The organism is Polaribacter marinivivus (assembly GCF_042651285.1).
Taxonomy (GTDB): Bacteria; Bacteroidota; Bacteroidia; order Flavobacteriales; family Flavobacteriaceae; genus Polaribacter; species Polaribacter marinivivus.
The window spans coordinates 739,219-755,923 of sequence record NZ_JBHSCY010000001.1; the positions used below are offsets into that span (position 1 = coordinate 739,219).

The following is a 16,705-nucleotide window of genomic DNA, read 5'->3' on the forward strand; positions in this document are numbered from 1 at the left end:
AATACTTTGAATAATTTTTAAGAAAACTTTTTTATTTTATCATATTTAAAATTAACTATCTTTGCCACGTTAAAATTTTATTAATCTCGTAAAAAATTATGGAGGAAAATATCAAATCGAAAATTGATGGTTTCATGCAGTTGGTAAAACAAAGAAATGGACATGAACCAGAATTTTTACAGGCAGTACAAGAAGTTGCTGAAACTGTAATCCCTTATATCATTCAACATGATATTTATCATGGAAAAAACATTCTTTTAAGAATGGTAGAACCAGAAAGATTAATTTCTTTTCGTGTTTCTTGGGTAGATGATAATGGAGAGATTCAAGTAAATAGAGGCTATAGAGTACAAATGAACTCAGCAATTGGGCCTTATAAAGGAGGTTTGCGTTTTCATCCAACAGTAAATGCTAGTATTTTAAAGTTTTTAGCTTTTGAACAAGTGTTTAAAAACTCTTTAACAACATTACCTATGGGTGGTGGAAAAGGAGGTTCTGATTTTGATCCAAAAGGAAAATCTGATAATGAAGTGATGCGTTTTTGCCATGCTTTTATGACAGAATTATTTAGACATATAGGTCATAACACAGATGTGCCTGCAGGAGATATTGGAGTTGGTGCTAGAGAAATTGGTTTTATGTTCGGAATGTACAAAAAACTTAAAAACTCATTTACAGGTGTTTTAACTGGTAAAGGTCAATCTTGGGGTGGTTCTTTAATTAGACCAGAAGCAACAGGTTATGGAGCTGTATATTTTGCTCAAAACATGTTACAAAGAAAAGGTGATTCTTTCGAAGGTAAAACAGTAGTAATTTCTGGTTCTGGTAACGTTGCTCAATATGCTGCTGAAAAGTCATTAGAGCTTGGTGCAAAAGTGGTAACACTTTCAGATTCTGCTGGATATATCTATGATAAAGAGGGTATAGACACAGAAAAGTTAAAGTTTGTAATGGACTTAAAAAACAATAGAAGAGGTAGAATTAAAGAATATCTTGATACATATCCAAATGCAGAATATTTTGAAGGAGAAAGACCTTGGTCTGTAAAATGTGATATTGCATTACCATGTGCAACTCAAAACGAATTAGATGGTGATGAAGCAAAACAACTAATTAAAAATGGTTGTATGTGTGTTGCAGAAGGTGCAAATATGCCTTCAACTGCAGAAGCAATTCATGAGTTCCAAAATGCAAAAATCTTATTTGCTCCAGGAAAAGCAAGTAACGCAGGTGGTGTTGCAACTTCTGGATTAGAAATGAGTCAAAATGCATTACGTATGAGTTGGTCTCGTAAAGAAGTTGATGAAAAATTAAAAGATATTATGGAAGATATCCATGATTCTTGTGTAGAATATGGTAAAAATGATGATGGCTCTATAGACTATGTTAAAGGAGCTAATATTGCTGGTTTTGTTAAAGTAGCTGATGCTATGTTAGCACAAGGAATCATCTAAAAAAAGCAATTCTTATACTTTTTAAATCTAACGCGTTAATTTATTAACGCGTTTTTTTATTTCTTTGATGTATGAACATTTTATTGTGTATAATTTTAGGATTTATCATTGCATCAACAGGAAGTATATCTCCTAGTTTTTTAAATTTAACTGTTGTAAAGTTTAGTTTAAAAAGCGGTAAAAAAGCAGCCTTATTTTTAATTGGAGGTTTTGCAACAGTGCTTTTTTTTCAAGCCAATATAGGTGCTTATTTAGCGAGTATTTTAATGAAAAACTCATCCTACATTACTTTAATTCAACAGTTAGGTACAGTAATATTATTCATACTTTCTGCCAATTTTTTAAGACTACACTTTAATCAAAATAAAACCACAAATAAGATTGAGATTAAAAAATCTAAAGCTTATTTACATGGCTTAGGCATGTCTCTTTTAAACACTTTTGCGATACCTTTTTATTTTACAACTATCTCATTTTTAATAGGTTTAAATTACTTTGATTATTCTTTTTACAATGCATTTTACTTTTCAATTGGTTCTACTTTAGGATCTTTTACAACTTATTCAGTTTACGCAATTGTAGCTAATAAAATTGAACATAAATTAACCAAAGTTGCTCAAAAAATGGATTTAATTCTAGCAGTTTTAACAGGTGGAGTTGCAATTGTTAACCTAATTTTACTTTTAAAATAATCACTAAAACTTTACTATTTTACTCAATTTTCATTTCTTAATTTTGTAAATTAAGTTCCTATTTATGAAAATTATTAAAAACTTTAGTATTGAAGGCAAACATCAAAAACCAATAGTTACTGATGTTTTTTATAATGAGACTCATCAACCTAAAAAGGTAGTTATTTTTTGTCATGGTTATAAAGGCTTTAAAGATTGGGGGGCTTGGAATTTAATGGCAGAAGCTTTTGCAAATGCTGGTTTTTTCTTCATAAAATTCAACTTTTCTCATAATGGAGGCACCCTTGAACAACCTATAGATTTTCCAGATTTAGAAGCTTTTGGTAATAACAATTATACCAAAGAATTAGATGATTTAGCATCTGTAATCGATTGGATATTTAATACAAATGAGTATAAAAATGAAGTTGATTTACAACAAGTTTATTTAATAGGGCATAGTAGAGCTGGAGGCATTGTGTTGCTTAAATCAAATGAAGACTCAAGAATTAAAAAAGTAATTACACTTGCTTCTGTTTGTGATTTTGGAAAAAGAACAGCAACCATTGGTGATTTAAATCAATGGAAAAAAGAGGGTGTAAAGTATGTGGTTAATGGAAGAACAAAACAAAATATGCCACACTTTTATCAATTTTATGAAAATTTCATTCAAAATAAAGAACGCTTAGATATTAAAAAAGCGACAGAACAATTAGCTATTCCACATTTATTAATTCATGGAGATAGTGACACCTCTGTTTTAATAGATGAAGCAGAAAACTTGCAACTATGGAACCCAAATGCAGATTATAAAATTATTAAAAATGCAGATCATGTATTTAATGTAAAACATCCTTGGAAACAAAAAGACATGTCTAAAGAAATGGAAGAAGTAGTTAACCTATGTATAAACTTTATAAAAAAGTAAATGCAATTACAACCTCCTTTCAGAAAAATTATTCATGTAGATATGGATGCTTATTATGCATCTGTAGCGCAATTGGATAATCCTGAATTAAGAGGAAAACCTATTGCTGTTGGTGGTGGAGGTGTTAGAGGTGTAGTTTCTGCTGCAAGTTACGAAGCCAGAAAATTTGGTGTTAAATCTGCTATGAGTAATGTGTTAGCCAAACAAAAATGCCCACATATTATTTTTGTAAAATCAGACTTTAAACGATACAAAGAATTAACAGCTCAGATAAGAGAAATCTTTTATGATTATACAGATTTAGTAGAACCCCTTTCTTTAGATGAAGCCTATTTAGATGTTACCGAAAATAAAAAAGGAAATCCTTCTGCAAACGATATTGCTAGAGAAATACGACAGCGAATTTTTGAAGAAACAGGCTTAAGAGCTTCAGCAGGAATTTCTATAAACAAGTTTTTAGCTAAAGTTGCTTCAGATATTAATAAACCTAATGGACAAAAAACGGTTCATCCAGAAGAGGTTATAGATTTTTTAGAAAAGTTACCAGTAAATAAATTTTATGGTGTAGGTAAAGTTACAGCTGCTAAAATGTACAATCTTGGCATATTTGTAGGAAATGATTTAAAGCAAAAATCATTAGAAGAATTGACAACTCTTTTTGGAAAATCGGGTCAACATTACTACAATATTGTTAGAGGCATACATAACAGCCCTGTAAAACCAAATAGAATTCGTAAATCTGTTGGTGCAGAAAGAACATTTAGAGAAAATATTTCTTCTGAAATATTTATGTTAGAAAGACTAAATGATATTGCTGATGAGATTGAAAATAGAATGATAAAAAGTAATGCAAAAGGCAAAACAATTACATTAAAAATTAAATATTCTGATTTTACACAACAAACAAGAAGTAAAACAGTACACCATTTTATTTTTAAAAAGAAAGACTTTTTTCCAATTGTTAAAGAGTTATTGTATCAAGAAAAAATTAAGAATTCTGTTCGACTTTTAGGCATTTCTTTTAGTAACTTAAACACCACAAAAAAAGAACCTGTTTGGGTACAATTAAAATTTGATTTCTGACAAAAACTAGTTTTTGTCATTCTGAACTTGTTTCAGAATCTAAAAAATTATATGATGAATACGATTGTAATTAGAACAAATTCAGAAAACAAAGACTTTGTAAATCTTGTAAAACAGCTAGATGCTTACTTAAAAATCACAGATGGAGAAGAACACGATTTTTACAATCAGTTTAATAATATAGATGTTTTACAACATGTAGTTGTTTTGTTTGAAAATGATGTAGCTGTGGGTTGTGGAGCTATAAAGAAGTTTGATAATGCGTCTATGGAAATAAAAAGAATGTTTGTAAAAGGCGATAAACGTGGTAAAGGATATGCTCAAAAAATTATAGAAGAATTAGAAGTTTGGTCTAAAGAATTAGAATATAAAAGATGTGTTTTAGAAACAGGCAAAAGACAAAAAGAAGCTGTGCGTTTTTATCATAAATGCAACTATAATGTGATACCAAATTATGGACAATATATAGGGATGGAAAACAGCGTGTGTTTTGAAAAACAATTATAAATGAACTACAGTTACTGGGAATTAAAAGAGTGGTTTACAAATATCGATTTCACAATTGTTGGAAGTGGAATTGTAGGTCTAAATTGTGCCATTACTTTAAAAAAAAATCACCCAAAAGCAAAAATTCTTATTCTTGAAAAAGGAATGTTACCTCAAGGAGCATCTACTAAAAATGCTGGTTTTGCCTGTTTTGGAAGTCTTTCAGAAATTATAGATGATTTAAATTCTCATACAGAAGAAGAAGTATTTCATTTGGTACAAAAACGTTGGGAAGGGCTACAATTATTACGAAAAAATTTAGGAGATACTGCTATAGATTTTCAACAAAACAAAGGTTTCGAATTGTTTGATTCTGCATCTTTTTTTGAAGAGTGTATTTCCAAAAAAAATGAAATTAATCAATTATTACAACCCATTTTTAATGATAATGTATTTTCAATTTCTGAAAACAAATTTGGGTTTGAAAAAGTACATGAGCAATATGCTGTTAATAATTTTGAAGGTCAAATAGATACAGGTAAAATGGCTGCTCAATTGTTATTAAAAGCGCAAAAATTAGGAATTAAAATTTTAAATAATATAACTCTAGAAGCACATCAAGAATCTAGCAATAAAGTTTATTTAAAAACCAATAGATCAGATTTTTATACTAAAAAATTGCTAATTGCTACAAATGGATTTTTTAGAGAATTAATTCCAGAAAAAGTACAGCCAGCAAGAGCTCAAGTATTAATTACAAAACCCATTAAAAACTTACATATAAAAGGTACTTTTCATTTAGATAAAGGCTATTATTATTTTAGAAATATAGACAACAGAATTTTATTTGGTGGAGGTAGAAATTTAGATTTTGAAACTGAAAATACTACAGAATTTGGCCAAACTGAAATTATTCAAAATCAGTTAGAGAAAATATTAAAAGAAACTATTTTACCAAATACAACAGTTGAAATTGAGCATAGATGGAGTGGAATAATGGGAGTAGGAAATCAGAAAAAAGCTATAGTAAAACAATTGTCTAACAATGTGTTTTGTGGTGTTCGTTTAGGAGGAATGGGTGTCGCAATTGGAAGTTTAATAGGAAAAGAATTAGCTGAATTGGTAGATTAATGATGCAAGAAAAATCAAATTTTGATGTCATTATCATAGGTGGAGGTTTAGCTGGTTTATGCAATGCCATTCATCTTTCAAAGCATGAAAAATCTGTTTTATTAATAGAAAAAAATAGCTATCCAAAGCATAAAGTTTGTGGAGAATACATTTCTAATGAAGTTTTATCGTATCTAAATTATTTAGACTGCAACCCTTTTGAGTTTGGTGCAGTTAAAATTGATAATTTTCAATTATCAACCACAAATAACAAATTGATTTCTGCAAAACTACCTCTTGGAGGTTTTGGAATTTCTAGATTTACCTTAGACTTTGAACTTTCTAAAAAAGCAATAACAAATGGAGTTGTAATTCTTCATGATGCTGTATTAAACATTAATTTTAAAGATGAACAATTTAAAGTTGCAACCAAAGAAAATAATACTTTTACTTCAAAAATTGCTATTGGTTCTTTTGGGAAAAGATCAATTTTAGATGTTCAATTAAACAGAAAGTTTATTCAAAAAAAATCTCCTTATTTAGGCATTAAATTTCATGTAAAAGGCAATCATCAAAAAGATTTTGTAGCGCTTCATAATTTTAAAGGTGGTTATTGTGGGGTTTCTAAAGTAGAAAATGATGTCATTAATTTATGCTATATCACTAGTTATACTTCCTTTAAAAAATTTAAAAATATAGATGATTTTCAAGATCATATTGTTTTTAAGAATCATTTTTTAAAAGAGATTTTTAAAAATGCAACACCATTATTTGAAAAACCATTAACCATTAGTCAAATTTCATTTGAATCAAAAGAATTAGTTCAAAATCATTTAATTTTTTGTGGTGATGCTGCAGGTATGATTCATCCTTTGTGTGGCAATGGAATGAGTATGGCTATACAATCAGCACAAATCGTATCACCTTTAATCATCGATTTTTTAAATGGTAATATTAATAGGAATCAGTTAGAAAAAAGTTATATTTCAAAATGGAATAAAGAATTTAAATGGAGGTTAAAAGCAGGTCATTTTATTGCTGCTTTATTTCGAAAAGATTGGATTGCTAATGTTTTATTAAGAGTCATTCAGAAATTTCCTTTTTTATTACCTATTATTATTAAACAAACTCATGGTAAATCCATAAAAATGTAATGGCTTTTTTTGTAAACACAAAACAAAGAACAGACAAAGAAGAAATCATGGACGATTTTTCTATTGGAGGTGATTTGTTGCGAGACACTTTAGATAAATTAGAAAATATAAATCGTTGGCTAGGAGGTAATAAGGTAACTTTAAATGGGTTAAAAACTATTTTAAAAAATCATTCTAAAACAGAAGAAATTACAATAATAGATATTGGCTGTGGACATGGAGATATTTTAAGAGACATCGCAAAATTTGGTAGAAAGTATAAGTATAAATTCAAATTAATTGGAATAGATGCAAACCCAACAGCTATAGAATATGCAAACGAATTATCTGTAAATTACCCAGAATTGAGTTTTAAAACAGAAGATATTTTCTCTGAAGATTTTAAAAACAGAAAAGTAGATATTATTATAACCACACTGTTTTTGCATCATTTTAAAGAAGAAGAATTGACCTCTTTTTTAAAACAGTCATTAAAACAAACAAATATTGGCATTGTAGTAAACGATTTACATAGACATAGATTAGCCTATTATTTATTCCTTTTATTATCTATTTTTATAAAAAATAAAATGATTATTGAAGATGGTTTAACTTCTGTTTTAAGAGGATTTAAAAGAAAAGACTTAGAAGCACTATCAAACAAAATAAATGTAAAACCACAAATTTCATGGAAATGGGCATTCCGATTTTTATGGATAATTAAGAAATAAATGGCAGTAAAAATAACAGCAGTAGCCAAACAACTACCCAAATATTACAAAGAAACAAAAGATATCATTCCTTTTGTAAAGCTTTGGATGCAAGACCAAGAGTCTCGATTTCAAAGAAAAGTAATTAAATTGTTTGAAGGAGCAGGAGTTGACAAACGCTACTCAATTATGGATCCTGTAGAAGTTTTTACAGCCACATCTTTTGAAGAAAAAAACAATATTTATAAAAGAGAGGTTATTCAGTTAGCAGAACAATCTTTAAAAAAATCACTGCAAAAAGCCAATTTAAAACCCACAGATTTAGATTACATTATCACAGTTAGTTGTACAGGTGTCATGATTCCTTCTGTTGATGCTTATCTTATTAACTCTTTAAGGATGAAGCAAGATATTGTACGCTTACCAGTCACAGAAATGGGTTGTGCAGCTGGTGTTTCAGGTATTATTTATGCAAAGAATTTTTTAAAGGCAAACCCAAATAAAAGAGCAGCAGTTGTTGCAGTAGAAGCGCCAACAGCTACTTTTCAATTAAACGATTTTTCGATGACAAATATTGTAAGTGCAGCAATTTTTGGGGATGGAGCTTCATCAGTAATTTTATCTTCTTTTGATGAAGATAAAGGCCCAACAATCATTGATGAAGAAATGTATCATTTTTTTGATGCTACACACATGATGGGTTTTAATTTGGTAAACTCAGGCTTACAAATGATTTTAGACAAAGAAGTGCCTCAAAAAATCGCAGATCATTTTCCAGCGATTATTCATCCTTTTTTAGAACAAAATAAGCTAACTATAGAAGATATAAATCATTTAATATTTCATCCAGGAGGAAAAAAAATAGTACAAACAGTAGAAGATTTGTTTGGTAAATTAGGTAAAAATATAAACGATACAAAAGAGGTTTTACGTTTGTATGGTAATATGTCTAGTGCTACTGTATTGTATGTTTTAGAGCGTTTTATGGATAGAAACCCAACAAAAGGAGAAAGAGGAATCATGTTAAGTTTTGGACCTGGGTTTTCTGCGCAAAGAATTTTATTAGAATGGTAACAACTTGTTGTTATGCTGAATTTATTTCAGCATCTTTAAGATATAGAAATGAGTAAAGAGTTTAAAAATAAAAATGAATGGGCAATCATTCTAGGAGGTTCATCTGGCTTAGGTTTAGCAACTGCAAAAAAATTGGCTAAACACGGTTTAAATATTTGTATCATCCACAGAAATTCTAGAGCTCAATTACCTCAAATAGAAATTGAGTTTAATAAGATAAAAAAACAAGATATCGATTTTTTAAGTTTCAATATAGATGCCGTAAATGCTGAAAAAAGAAAGCAAACTATTGATGCGATCTCAGAAAAATTTAGAGACAAACATAAGATAAAAGTAGTTGTACATTCTATTGCAAAAGGAAATTTAAAACCTATGGTTTCAGACGAAAATCAAACCTTAAAAAATGATGATTTTCAACTTACCATAAATGCAATGGCTATTTCTTTATACGATTGGTTTACAGATTTATTTGATGCAAATTTATTTTCAAATGATACTAGAATTATAAGTTTTACAAGCGAAGGCAATATAAAACCTTGGGCAAATTATGCTGCTGTTTCTGCTGCAAAAGTTACTTTAGAAGCTATTACAAGAAGCATTGCTTTAGAATTTGCAAAATTCGGAGTTAAAGCAAATTGCATTCAAGCAGGTGTAACCAATACAGATTCTTTAAATAGAATTCCGAATGCAGATAAAATTAAAACGCACACTTTACAAAGAAACCCATTTAACAGATTAACAACTCCAGAAGATGTTGCAAATGCTGCTTATTTATTATGTAAAGAAGAAGCTTCTTGGATAAATGGAACTATTTTAAAAGTAGATGGAGGAGAAAGTTTACAGTAAATGAATACAGAAGAAATCATAACATTATTACCTTACCAAAAGTCTTTTTTGTTTGTAGATGAAATAACTTCAATCACAAAAAACCAGGTTTCAGGAAACTACACATTTCAAGAAAATGAGTTTTATTATCAAGGGCATTTTAAAGATAAACCTATAACTCCAGGTGTAATTCTTACAGAAGCTATGGCTCAAATTGGTGTGGTTTGTTTAGGTGTTTTTTTACTAAAGGATGAAATTTCTACTGATAATAAACCACAAATTGCTTTAACTTCTCATCAAATAGATTTCTTTTTACCAGTGTTACCAAATGAAAAAGTAACAGTGGTCTCAGAAAAAATCTTTTTTAGATTTAACAAACTAAAATGTGCAGTAAAGATGATGAATACTAAAAACGAATTAGTTTGTAGAGGTGAAATTTCAGGAATGATAATACCTAACAATAATGAGTAGAGTTGTAATTACAGGATTGGGAGTTGTTGCTCCAAATGGAGTAGGTTTACAAGCGTTTTCTGAAGCTATTCAAAAAGGAAAATCAGGTATTACTTTTCATCAAGAGTTAAAAGACAAAGGTTTTTCTTGTTGTATAGGTGGAGTTCCAGAGATGTCTGAAGAAAAAATTAGTCAATATTTAACGCCTTTACAATTAAGAGGATTTCATAGTACGTCTATTTTATATGGAATAATTTCTGGCATTGATGCTTGGAAAGATGCAGGTTTTTCTGTGGATGAAAATTCAAGTTTAGATTACGATACAGGAATCATATTTGGAACAGGAACTTCAGGAATTGAAAAATTTAGAGAATCTATTTATAAGATAGATGACCATAAAGTTAGACGTTTAGGAAGCACTTCAGTTGTACAAACGATGGCAAGTGGTATTTCTGCTTATTTAGGTGGAATATTAGGTTTTGGTAATCAAATTACAACCAATTCTTCTGCATGTACAACAGGTACAGAAGCTTTGTTAATGGGTTTTGAAAGAATAAAATCTGGCAAAGCAAAACGAATGTTAGTAGGTAGTTCTTCTGATAGTAGTTTGTATTCTTGGGGTGGTTTTGATGCAATGAGAGTTATGACTTATAAGCATAATGAATCTCCAGAAAAAGGGTCTAGACCTATGAGTGAAACTGCTTCTGGTTTTGTTCCTGGTAGTGGAGGAGGAGCTTTAGTATTAGAATCTTTAGAAAGTGCTTTAGAAAGAAATGCCACAATTTATGCAGAGGTTTTAGGAGGTAATGTAAATTCTGGAGGTCAAAGAAATGGAGGGTCTTTAACAGCCCCAAATGCTGAAGCTGTTCAAAAATGTATTACAGATGCATTATTGGATGCTAATATAAAAGGTTCAGAAATAGATGCCATTAATGGACATTTAACAGCAACATCAAAAGACAGTTTAGAAATTGAAAATTGGACAAAGGCATTGAGTTTACAGGGACATAATTTTCCTTTAATTAATTCATTAAAATCACAAATAGGACATTGTTTAGCAGCATCTGGAGCTATAGAATCTGTAGCATCAGTTTTACAAATTAAACAGCAATTTATCTTTCCAAACATTAATTGTGAAGATGTACATCCAGAAATTTCAGCATTAATTTCAAAGGATAAAATTCCAACAAAAAGAGTAGAGAAAAATATCAAAATTGTGGCAAAAGCAAGTTTTGGTTTTGGTGATGTTAATGCTTGTGTTATCTTTAAGAAATATTCCTAAATAATATGAATAGAGAAGAACTAATTAGCAAATTAAAAGTAATTGTAAAGCCATATATTCAAGATGAAGAAGCTTTCAATAACTTAACAGAAGACACTGATTTTATTTATGATTTAAAAATAAACTCAGCCAATTTAGTAGATGTGGTATTAGATGTAGAAGACGAATTTGATATAGAAATTGACAACGATTCTATGGAAAAAATGCTATCTGTAAAAGCTGCAATGGAAATTATTGAAGCAAAACTAGCTTAATAATGGTTGGTAATGACATTGTTGATTTAAACCTCGCCTCTAAAGAAAGTAATTGGCAGAGAAAGGGGTTTTTAGACAAGCAGTTCACAACAAAAGAAAGAAGAGAAATTTTAGCTGCTGAAAATCCTTTTTTAAAAGTTTGGTTGTTTTGGTCTATGAAAGAAGCAGCTTATAAGTGTTATACTCAAAAGTTTGAAAAAAGGTTTTTTGCTCCACAAAAATTTGAATGTAGTCTAACTTCAGAAGATACAGGAGTTGTAATTTTTAAAGAATTACCATTTTATACTTCAAGTGATTTAACTACATTTTACATTCATACAACAGCAGAAGATATTTTCATAGAGAATAATTCTGAAATAAGAATGTATGCAGGTATAGGAAACCCAAACTTTGTTGCTAAATACTTAAAAAAAAGGCTTGAAGAAAAAACAGGAATTTTGGCACAAGAAATTGTAAAAAGAAAAACAAATATTGGTGCTCCTCAATTTTATCAAAAAGAAAAATTACTAACAAAATCTTGCTCAATTTCTCATCATGGAAACTATGGAGCATATGTATTTATGTTGAATGAATATTAAAGAAGAACTACTAAAAAAATGTCACAAATTTGTAAATAACCGTTTACAAAACATTGAGGAAACTATTTCTTCTAATCAGGCTGCTTTGCAATCAGAAACAAAAAGTTCTGCAGGAGATAAACATGAAACAGGTAGAGCTATGTTGCAATTAGAAATGGAAAAAGCTGGTCAACAATTAGCTAATATTCAACAAATGAAAGAAACTTTAGCAAAAATTGATGTGACAAATAAATCAACAAATGCTCATTTAGGAAGTCTTGTAAAAACAAATACAGGAAATTATTTTCTATCTGTTTCTGCAGGACAATTGAAAGTAGATAATGAATTGTATTTTGCAGTTTCAGTATCTTCTCCTATTGGTAAATTGTTATTAGGAAAATCAGTAAATGAGCAAGTTATGTTTAACTCAAAAAATATAAAATTGTTATCTATAAAATAATTTTGTACTTTTATGATGCTTAAACTCCCCCATAATGAAGCAACCTATATCTTTATTCGCTAACTATAGCCCAAAATTTTTAGTATCTGATTTCAACATCTTAAAAGTTGAAGATTTTTTTAATGATGTTGGCAAAGACACGTTAAACAAAAATCAAAAGGTAGATTTTTACACTATTTTTTTAGTAACAGAAGACATTGGAAGACATACCATAGACTATAAAGATTATTATTATTCTAAAGGCACAGTTTTAGCCATTAGAAAAGATCAATTTCAAAGATTTCATATCAATAAAAATGTAAAAGGATATTTGCTTTTTTTTAACGAGGAGTTTTTAAATAGATTTTTGAATGATGAAGAAGTTTCTAGCACTTTACAGATGTTTAATGAGTTGTTAGCATCACCAAAAACACAATTAGAAAAAAAAGAATTTGAAAAAGCTTTAAAAATTATAAAAGAGATTGAAGATGAAAATAGTAGATTATCAGACAGTTACTCTTTAAAAATAATAAGAAGCTCTTTACATATTTTAATTACATTAATACATAGGGTTAAAACAAAAGGGATAAATAAAGTACAATTAACAAATTATTTAAAAGAATTTATAAAGTTTCAAAATCTTTTAGAGAAGGAGTTTAATAACTCTAAAAAAGTAAATTTTTACTCAGAAAAATTAGGTTTTTCGTCAAAAAAATTAAATTCAATTGTAAACTATGTAGCTAATAAAAGTGCTAAATCTTTTATAGATGATGTTATTATTATTAAAGCTAAAAAAGATTTGTTACACTCTAGCTTATCAGTTAAAGAAATAGCCTATAAACTTGGTTTTAAGGATCCTACAAATTTTTTTAAATATTTTAAGAAAAACACAAGCTTTACTCCAGAATCCTACAAAAAGAGATATAAAAAGTAATTTATTTCCCGTTTTTACACTTCTTAGGCCTAAAACTACCTTAATTTTAGTTTTTATTAACCTAATTTTGTACTAGGATATAAAGATATATACCCCCCGACTTTTTTTTGTAATGCATTATAGGGGTCATTATTAAAAAAAGTCATTAATTTGTTCTAATCACCTTAATACATGTATTAAGGTGATTTTTTTATTTCTAAACAGATAGCTTTTTCTTTTTCTAAAAAACTTGTATGATTTAGAAAAATATTTTGTTCATTACATAGACATTCAACTAACCAATAAGAACCTTTAAAATAACAATTTAAAACACTTGCAGTTAATGTAGATTTATCTACTATTTTTATTTGATGAGGATAAACTAAAATGCTTTTGCCATTAATTTTAATAGAATTTACATCATCAAAAAGAGCTGCAATATATTTTTGTTTTGGATTATTGTATATCTTTTGAGGAGTATCAAAAGTGAGTATTTTATTACTTTTAATTACCATTAACTTGTCTGCAAAAGAAAGAGCATCATTTTTATCATGAGTAGCAACAATACAAGCAATGTTTTTCTTTTTTAAATAGGAAAATAACTTTCTTCTTAAACCATTTTTCTTAAAGTTATCTATTTGGCTAAATGGTTCGTCTAATAGCAATAAATCTGGTTCTTTGGCTAAGGCTCTAGCAATAGCAACCCTTTGCTTTTGGCCTCCACTTAAATTTTTAACTTTAGCTTTTTCAAAAGCTTTCATATCAATAACTTCAAGAAGTTCTTGTGTTCTTGTTTCACTTTCTTCTGGATAAAAACGAGATAGAAATTTTTTGATATTCTCTGCTACAGAAATGTATGGCATCAAATCAAAATCTTGAGCTACATACTTGAACTTTTCAAAACCTGGAACTAAATTAAACTCGGGCCCTAAAACTTGATTTTCTTCCCAAAAAATAGATCCCTTTTGTAAATCTAATAAACCATAAATAGCTTTAAGTAGAGTAGATTTTCCACATCCACTCTCTCCCATAACACATAAATGTTCTCCTTTTTTTAGTGAAAAGCTAAAATTATTGAGAACCACTTTTTGTTTAGAATACTCAAAAGTTATGTCTTTTACTTGTAACATAAGATTTTACAAAAACCTATTATACCAACTATCTTCAATAGGAATTTCCCAGAAGTTTTTAAAGTCGTAATTATTAGCAACTAAATTATCAAAAATGATTGTTTTACCAGTGACAGCTTTGTTTTTCAGTAATTTTTTAAAGTCTTTAAGTTCTTTATATTGTACATATTTACCTTGTTTAAAGCATACATTCATTTTGTCTAAAAGTTGCACATTATACTCTTCTTGAAGTTTTAAAATAAAAGCAACAGAAGCATCTATATCTACATTTTGTAACGCACTCTTTTCATCATCAGCTATTAAAACGATAAATCGATCGTATAAGAACTGAAAAGAAGCAGTAAAATCTTCATCACCTGCTTTCCAATTTTGGATAAATGATTGTATTTTTTGAGTTACCTCTTCAATTTCATTAGGATAAAATTTTCTACTAGAAGGGTATACCCAAACTTTAGCAGTATCAGAAATTGTGGAGTATTCTACGAACATTATTTTTTAATTTAGCACTGCAAAGATACACAAAGAAAAACCGCAAAATTGTAATCAATTTTGCGGTTTTAATACTTTCAATAAAAAGTAATTAAGATTATTTTTAAATACTTTTATTAATTAATTCTTTAAAATCATTTTGTATACTTTCTCCTTTATCTTTATTGTACCAAACCTGTAAATCTTGTTTAAATTGGGCATCTAAAGAACCATGTTTAGTTTTATAGTCTAAAACCATATTTGTTGCTGTTTGTGGTCTTGGCCCCCAAGTAAATAATATGTTTAAGTCTTTATCTAAAGCAATTAGTTTTGGAATAGATCTACCTCCGTTTGTTAAAAATAAATCCATTAACTCTAAATTTTCGTCACGTAAAACTAATTGTAGATTAATATTACTATTTACTTCTGTCATTTTATGTATTACAGGTAAGTTTTGAGCAGCATCTCCACACCAACCTTCAGTTAATACCAACCAAGTTTGAGGGCTTTTGATAGTCTTTAAAAATTGTTTTGTGTCATCAAAAATTTTAATGGTTTTATCTAAACGTTTCATTCTTTTATCATTTAACAAACTATAATTTGTTAAATCTTCAGATTGGTTTGGACCTGTAGATTTACCTTCTAATAATAAGGTTTTTACTAAATCTTTATATGCTTGGTAAGTGTACGTTTTTTGTAAACTTTTTTTGATGATATCTTTCATAATTTATTTTGATAAACTCAAGAATTTAGACGAGAAAAAATAGATTTCTTACAGCAACGATTTTTGACTATTTTTTTAAGTTTTTAAGAATATCTTTAGTCATCGTTTCTAAATCAAAATTGTGTTTCCAGTTCCAATCTTTTCTTGCATGATCATCATTTATTGATGAAGGCCAACTATCTGCAATAGCTTGTCTAAAATCTGGATTGTAAGTAATTTGAAAATCTGGCACATGTTTTTGAATTTCTGCAGCAATCTCTTTTGGAGTAAAATCGATGGCAGAAAGGTTATATGAAGTTCTAATTTTAATGTTTTCAGATTTTTCTTGCATTAACTGTATGGTTGCATTCACAGCATCAGGCATATACATCATTGGCAATCTTGTGTTTTCAGATAAAAAACACTCATATTTTTTATCCTCTATAGCTTTAAAGTAAATATCTACAGCATAATCTGTAGTACCTCCACCTGGTTTAGTTTTCCAAGAAATTATGCCTGGGTAACGTATACTTCTTACGTCTACGCCATATTTTTGATGGTAATAATTGCACCAAAATTCACCAGAAATTTTACTGATACCATATACAGTAGAAGGCTCCATTATAGTTTGTTGAGGTGTATTGTTTTTTGGAGTTGATGATCCAAAAACAGCAATAGAACTAGGCCAATACACTTGTTGTATGTGTTTTTCTTTAGCTAAATCTAGAACAGCTAATAAAGAGCTCATATTTAAATCCCAAGCTTTTTGAGGAAACTTTTCTGCTGTAGCAGATAGCATTGCAGCTAACAAATACACTTGGTTAACTTTATATTTTTGTACAACAGAAAGTATGGTTTCTTTACAAGTGGCATCTATAATTTCAAAAGGTCCAGAAGCCATCATTTCTGCATTTCCTTCTCTAATATCTGACGCAATTACATTAGTTTCACCATAAACTTCTCTAAGTTTTTGGGTAAGTTCTGTACCAATTTGACCACTAGCACCCAACACTAAAATAGTTGTATTCATTGCAA

General features: G+C 29.0%; 20 protein-coding genes. 16 read left to right on the plus strand and 4 right to left on the minus strand.

The window, feature by feature from the left end; genetic code table 11:
- The first annotated feature begins 98 nt into the window (after positions 1 to 98).
- The 16 genes from gdhA to ACFOWD_RS03555 all read left to right on the plus strand — a co-directional run bounded on the left by gdhA (position 99) and on the right by ACFOWD_RS03555 (position 13,390).
- Positions 99 to 1,454 (plus strand): NADP-specific glutamate dehydrogenase, encoded by a 1,356-nt coding sequence (gene gdhA / locus ACFOWD_RS03480; protein WP_377408146.1) that lies wholly within the window; start codon positions 99 to 101, stop codon positions 1,452 to 1,454.
- Between the two features lie 71 nt (positions 1,455 to 1,525).
- A complete protein-coding gene (locus ACFOWD_RS03485; RefSeq protein WP_377408148.1) occupies positions 1,526 to 2,146 on the plus strand; it encodes a LysE family transporter in 621 nt (206 codons plus the stop codon).
- 64 nt (positions 2,147 to 2,210) lie between these two features.
- Positions 2,211 to 3,053, plus strand: a complete 843-nt coding sequence (locus tag ACFOWD_RS03490) for an alpha/beta hydrolase family protein (RefSeq protein WP_377408150.1) — start codon at positions 2,211 to 2,213, stop codon at positions 3,051 to 3,053.
- Positions 3,054 to 4,136, plus strand: coding sequence for a DNA polymerase IV (gene dinB, locus ACFOWD_RS03495; protein ID WP_377408152.1), 1,083 nt, complete (start codon positions 3,054 to 3,056; stop codon positions 4,134 to 4,136).
- A gap of 54 nt (positions 4,137 to 4,190) precedes the next feature.
- Positions 4,191 to 4,643, plus strand: a complete 453-nt coding sequence (locus tag ACFOWD_RS03500) for a GNAT family N-acetyltransferase (protein WP_377408154.1) — start codon at positions 4,191 to 4,193, stop codon at positions 4,641 to 4,643.
- Positions 4,644 to 5,753, plus strand: coding sequence for an NAD(P)/FAD-dependent oxidoreductase (locus ACFOWD_RS03505; RefSeq protein ID WP_377408156.1), 1,110 nt, complete (start codon positions 4,644 to 4,646; stop codon positions 5,751 to 5,753).
- The gene (locus tag ACFOWD_RS03510) at positions 5,753 to 6,886 is read left to right on the plus strand and encodes an NAD(P)/FAD-dependent oxidoreductase (RefSeq protein ID WP_377408158.1); all 1,134 of its coding nucleotides are present in this window, start codon (positions 5,753 to 5,755) and stop codon (positions 6,884 to 6,886) included. Before ACFOWD_RS03505 ends, ACFOWD_RS03510 begins: the two co-directional genes overlap by 1 nt.
- On the plus strand, positions 6,886 to 7,596 hold the full coding sequence (locus tag ACFOWD_RS03515; RefSeq protein WP_377408160.1) for a methyltransferase domain-containing protein: 711 nt from the start codon (positions 6,886 to 6,888) through the stop codon (positions 7,594 to 7,596). Before ACFOWD_RS03510 ends, ACFOWD_RS03515 begins: the two co-directional genes overlap by 1 nt.
- Positions 7,597 to 8,649 carry a type III polyketide synthase gene (locus tag ACFOWD_RS03520; RefSeq protein WP_377408163.1) on the plus strand — a complete coding sequence of 351 codons (1,053 nt, stop codon included), beginning with the start codon at positions 7,597 to 7,599 and terminating at the stop codon, positions 8,647 to 8,649.
- A 48-nt stretch (positions 8,650 to 8,697) separates the two neighbouring features.
- The gene (locus tag ACFOWD_RS03525; RefSeq protein WP_377408165.1) at positions 8,698 to 9,495 is read left to right on the plus strand and encodes an SDR family oxidoreductase; all 798 of its coding nucleotides are present in this window, start codon (positions 8,698 to 8,700) and stop codon (positions 9,493 to 9,495) included.
- Positions 9,496 to 9,945 carry a 3-hydroxyacyl-ACP dehydratase FabZ family protein gene (locus ACFOWD_RS03530; RefSeq protein WP_377408167.1) on the plus strand — a complete coding sequence of 150 codons (450 nt, stop codon included), beginning with the start codon at positions 9,496 to 9,498 and terminating at the stop codon, positions 9,943 to 9,945.
- On the plus strand, positions 9,935 to 11,206 hold the full coding sequence (locus ACFOWD_RS03535) for a beta-ketoacyl-[acyl-carrier-protein] synthase family protein (protein ID WP_377409604.1): 1,272 nt from the start codon (positions 9,935 to 9,937) through the stop codon (positions 11,204 to 11,206). Before ACFOWD_RS03530 ends, ACFOWD_RS03535 begins: the two co-directional genes overlap by 11 nt.
- Positions 11,207 to 11,211: 5 nt before the next feature.
- Positions 11,212 to 11,460, plus strand: coding sequence for an acyl carrier protein (locus ACFOWD_RS03540; protein ID WP_377408169.1), 249 nt, complete (start codon positions 11,212 to 11,214; stop codon positions 11,458 to 11,460).
- Positions 11,461 to 11,462: 2 nt separating this feature from the next.
- Positions 11,463 to 12,038 carry a 4'-phosphopantetheinyl transferase family protein gene (locus tag ACFOWD_RS03545; RefSeq protein WP_298990682.1) on the plus strand — a complete coding sequence of 192 codons (576 nt, stop codon included), beginning with the start codon at positions 11,463 to 11,465 and terminating at the stop codon, positions 12,036 to 12,038.
- Entirely contained in the window at positions 12,028 to 12,477 is a 450-nt protein-coding gene (locus tag ACFOWD_RS03550; RefSeq protein ID WP_377408171.1) for a 3-oxoacyl-ACP synthase, read from the plus strand. Before ACFOWD_RS03545 ends, ACFOWD_RS03550 begins: the two co-directional genes overlap by 11 nt.
- Before the next feature lie 34 nt (positions 12,478 to 12,511).
- A complete protein-coding gene (locus ACFOWD_RS03555) occupies positions 12,512 to 13,390 on the plus strand; it encodes an AraC family transcriptional regulator (RefSeq protein ID WP_377408173.1) in 879 nt (292 codons plus the stop codon).
- A 176-nt stretch (positions 13,391 to 13,566) separates the two neighbouring features.
- Here the strand turns inward: ACFOWD_RS03555 and ACFOWD_RS03560 are convergent, their stop codons facing one another.
- The 4 genes from ACFOWD_RS03560 to ACFOWD_RS03575 form a co-directional block, all read right to left on the minus strand.
- On the minus strand, positions 13,567 to 14,499 hold the full coding sequence (locus ACFOWD_RS03560) for an ABC transporter ATP-binding protein (RefSeq protein ID WP_377408175.1): 933 nt from the start codon (positions 14,497 to 14,499) through the stop codon (positions 13,567 to 13,569).
- Positions 14,500 to 14,505: 6 nt separating this feature from the next.
- Positions 14,506 to 14,988, minus strand: coding sequence for an ABC transporter ATPase (locus tag ACFOWD_RS03565; protein ID WP_298990690.1), 483 nt, complete (start codon positions 14,986 to 14,988; stop codon positions 14,506 to 14,508).
- Between the two features lie 103 nt (positions 14,989 to 15,091).
- Complete coding sequence (locus tag ACFOWD_RS03570; protein WP_377408177.1) at positions 15,092 to 15,691, minus strand: thioredoxin family protein; 600 nt, start codon at positions 15,689 to 15,691, stop codon at positions 15,092 to 15,094.
- Between the two features lie 67 nt (positions 15,692 to 15,758).
- Positions 15,759 to 16,700: an NAD-dependent epimerase/dehydratase family protein gene (locus ACFOWD_RS03575; RefSeq protein ID WP_298990694.1), complete on the minus strand. Its 942-nt coding sequence runs from the start codon at positions 16,698 to 16,700 to the stop codon at positions 15,759 to 15,761.
- Positions 16,701 to 16,705: the final 5 nt, after the last annotated feature.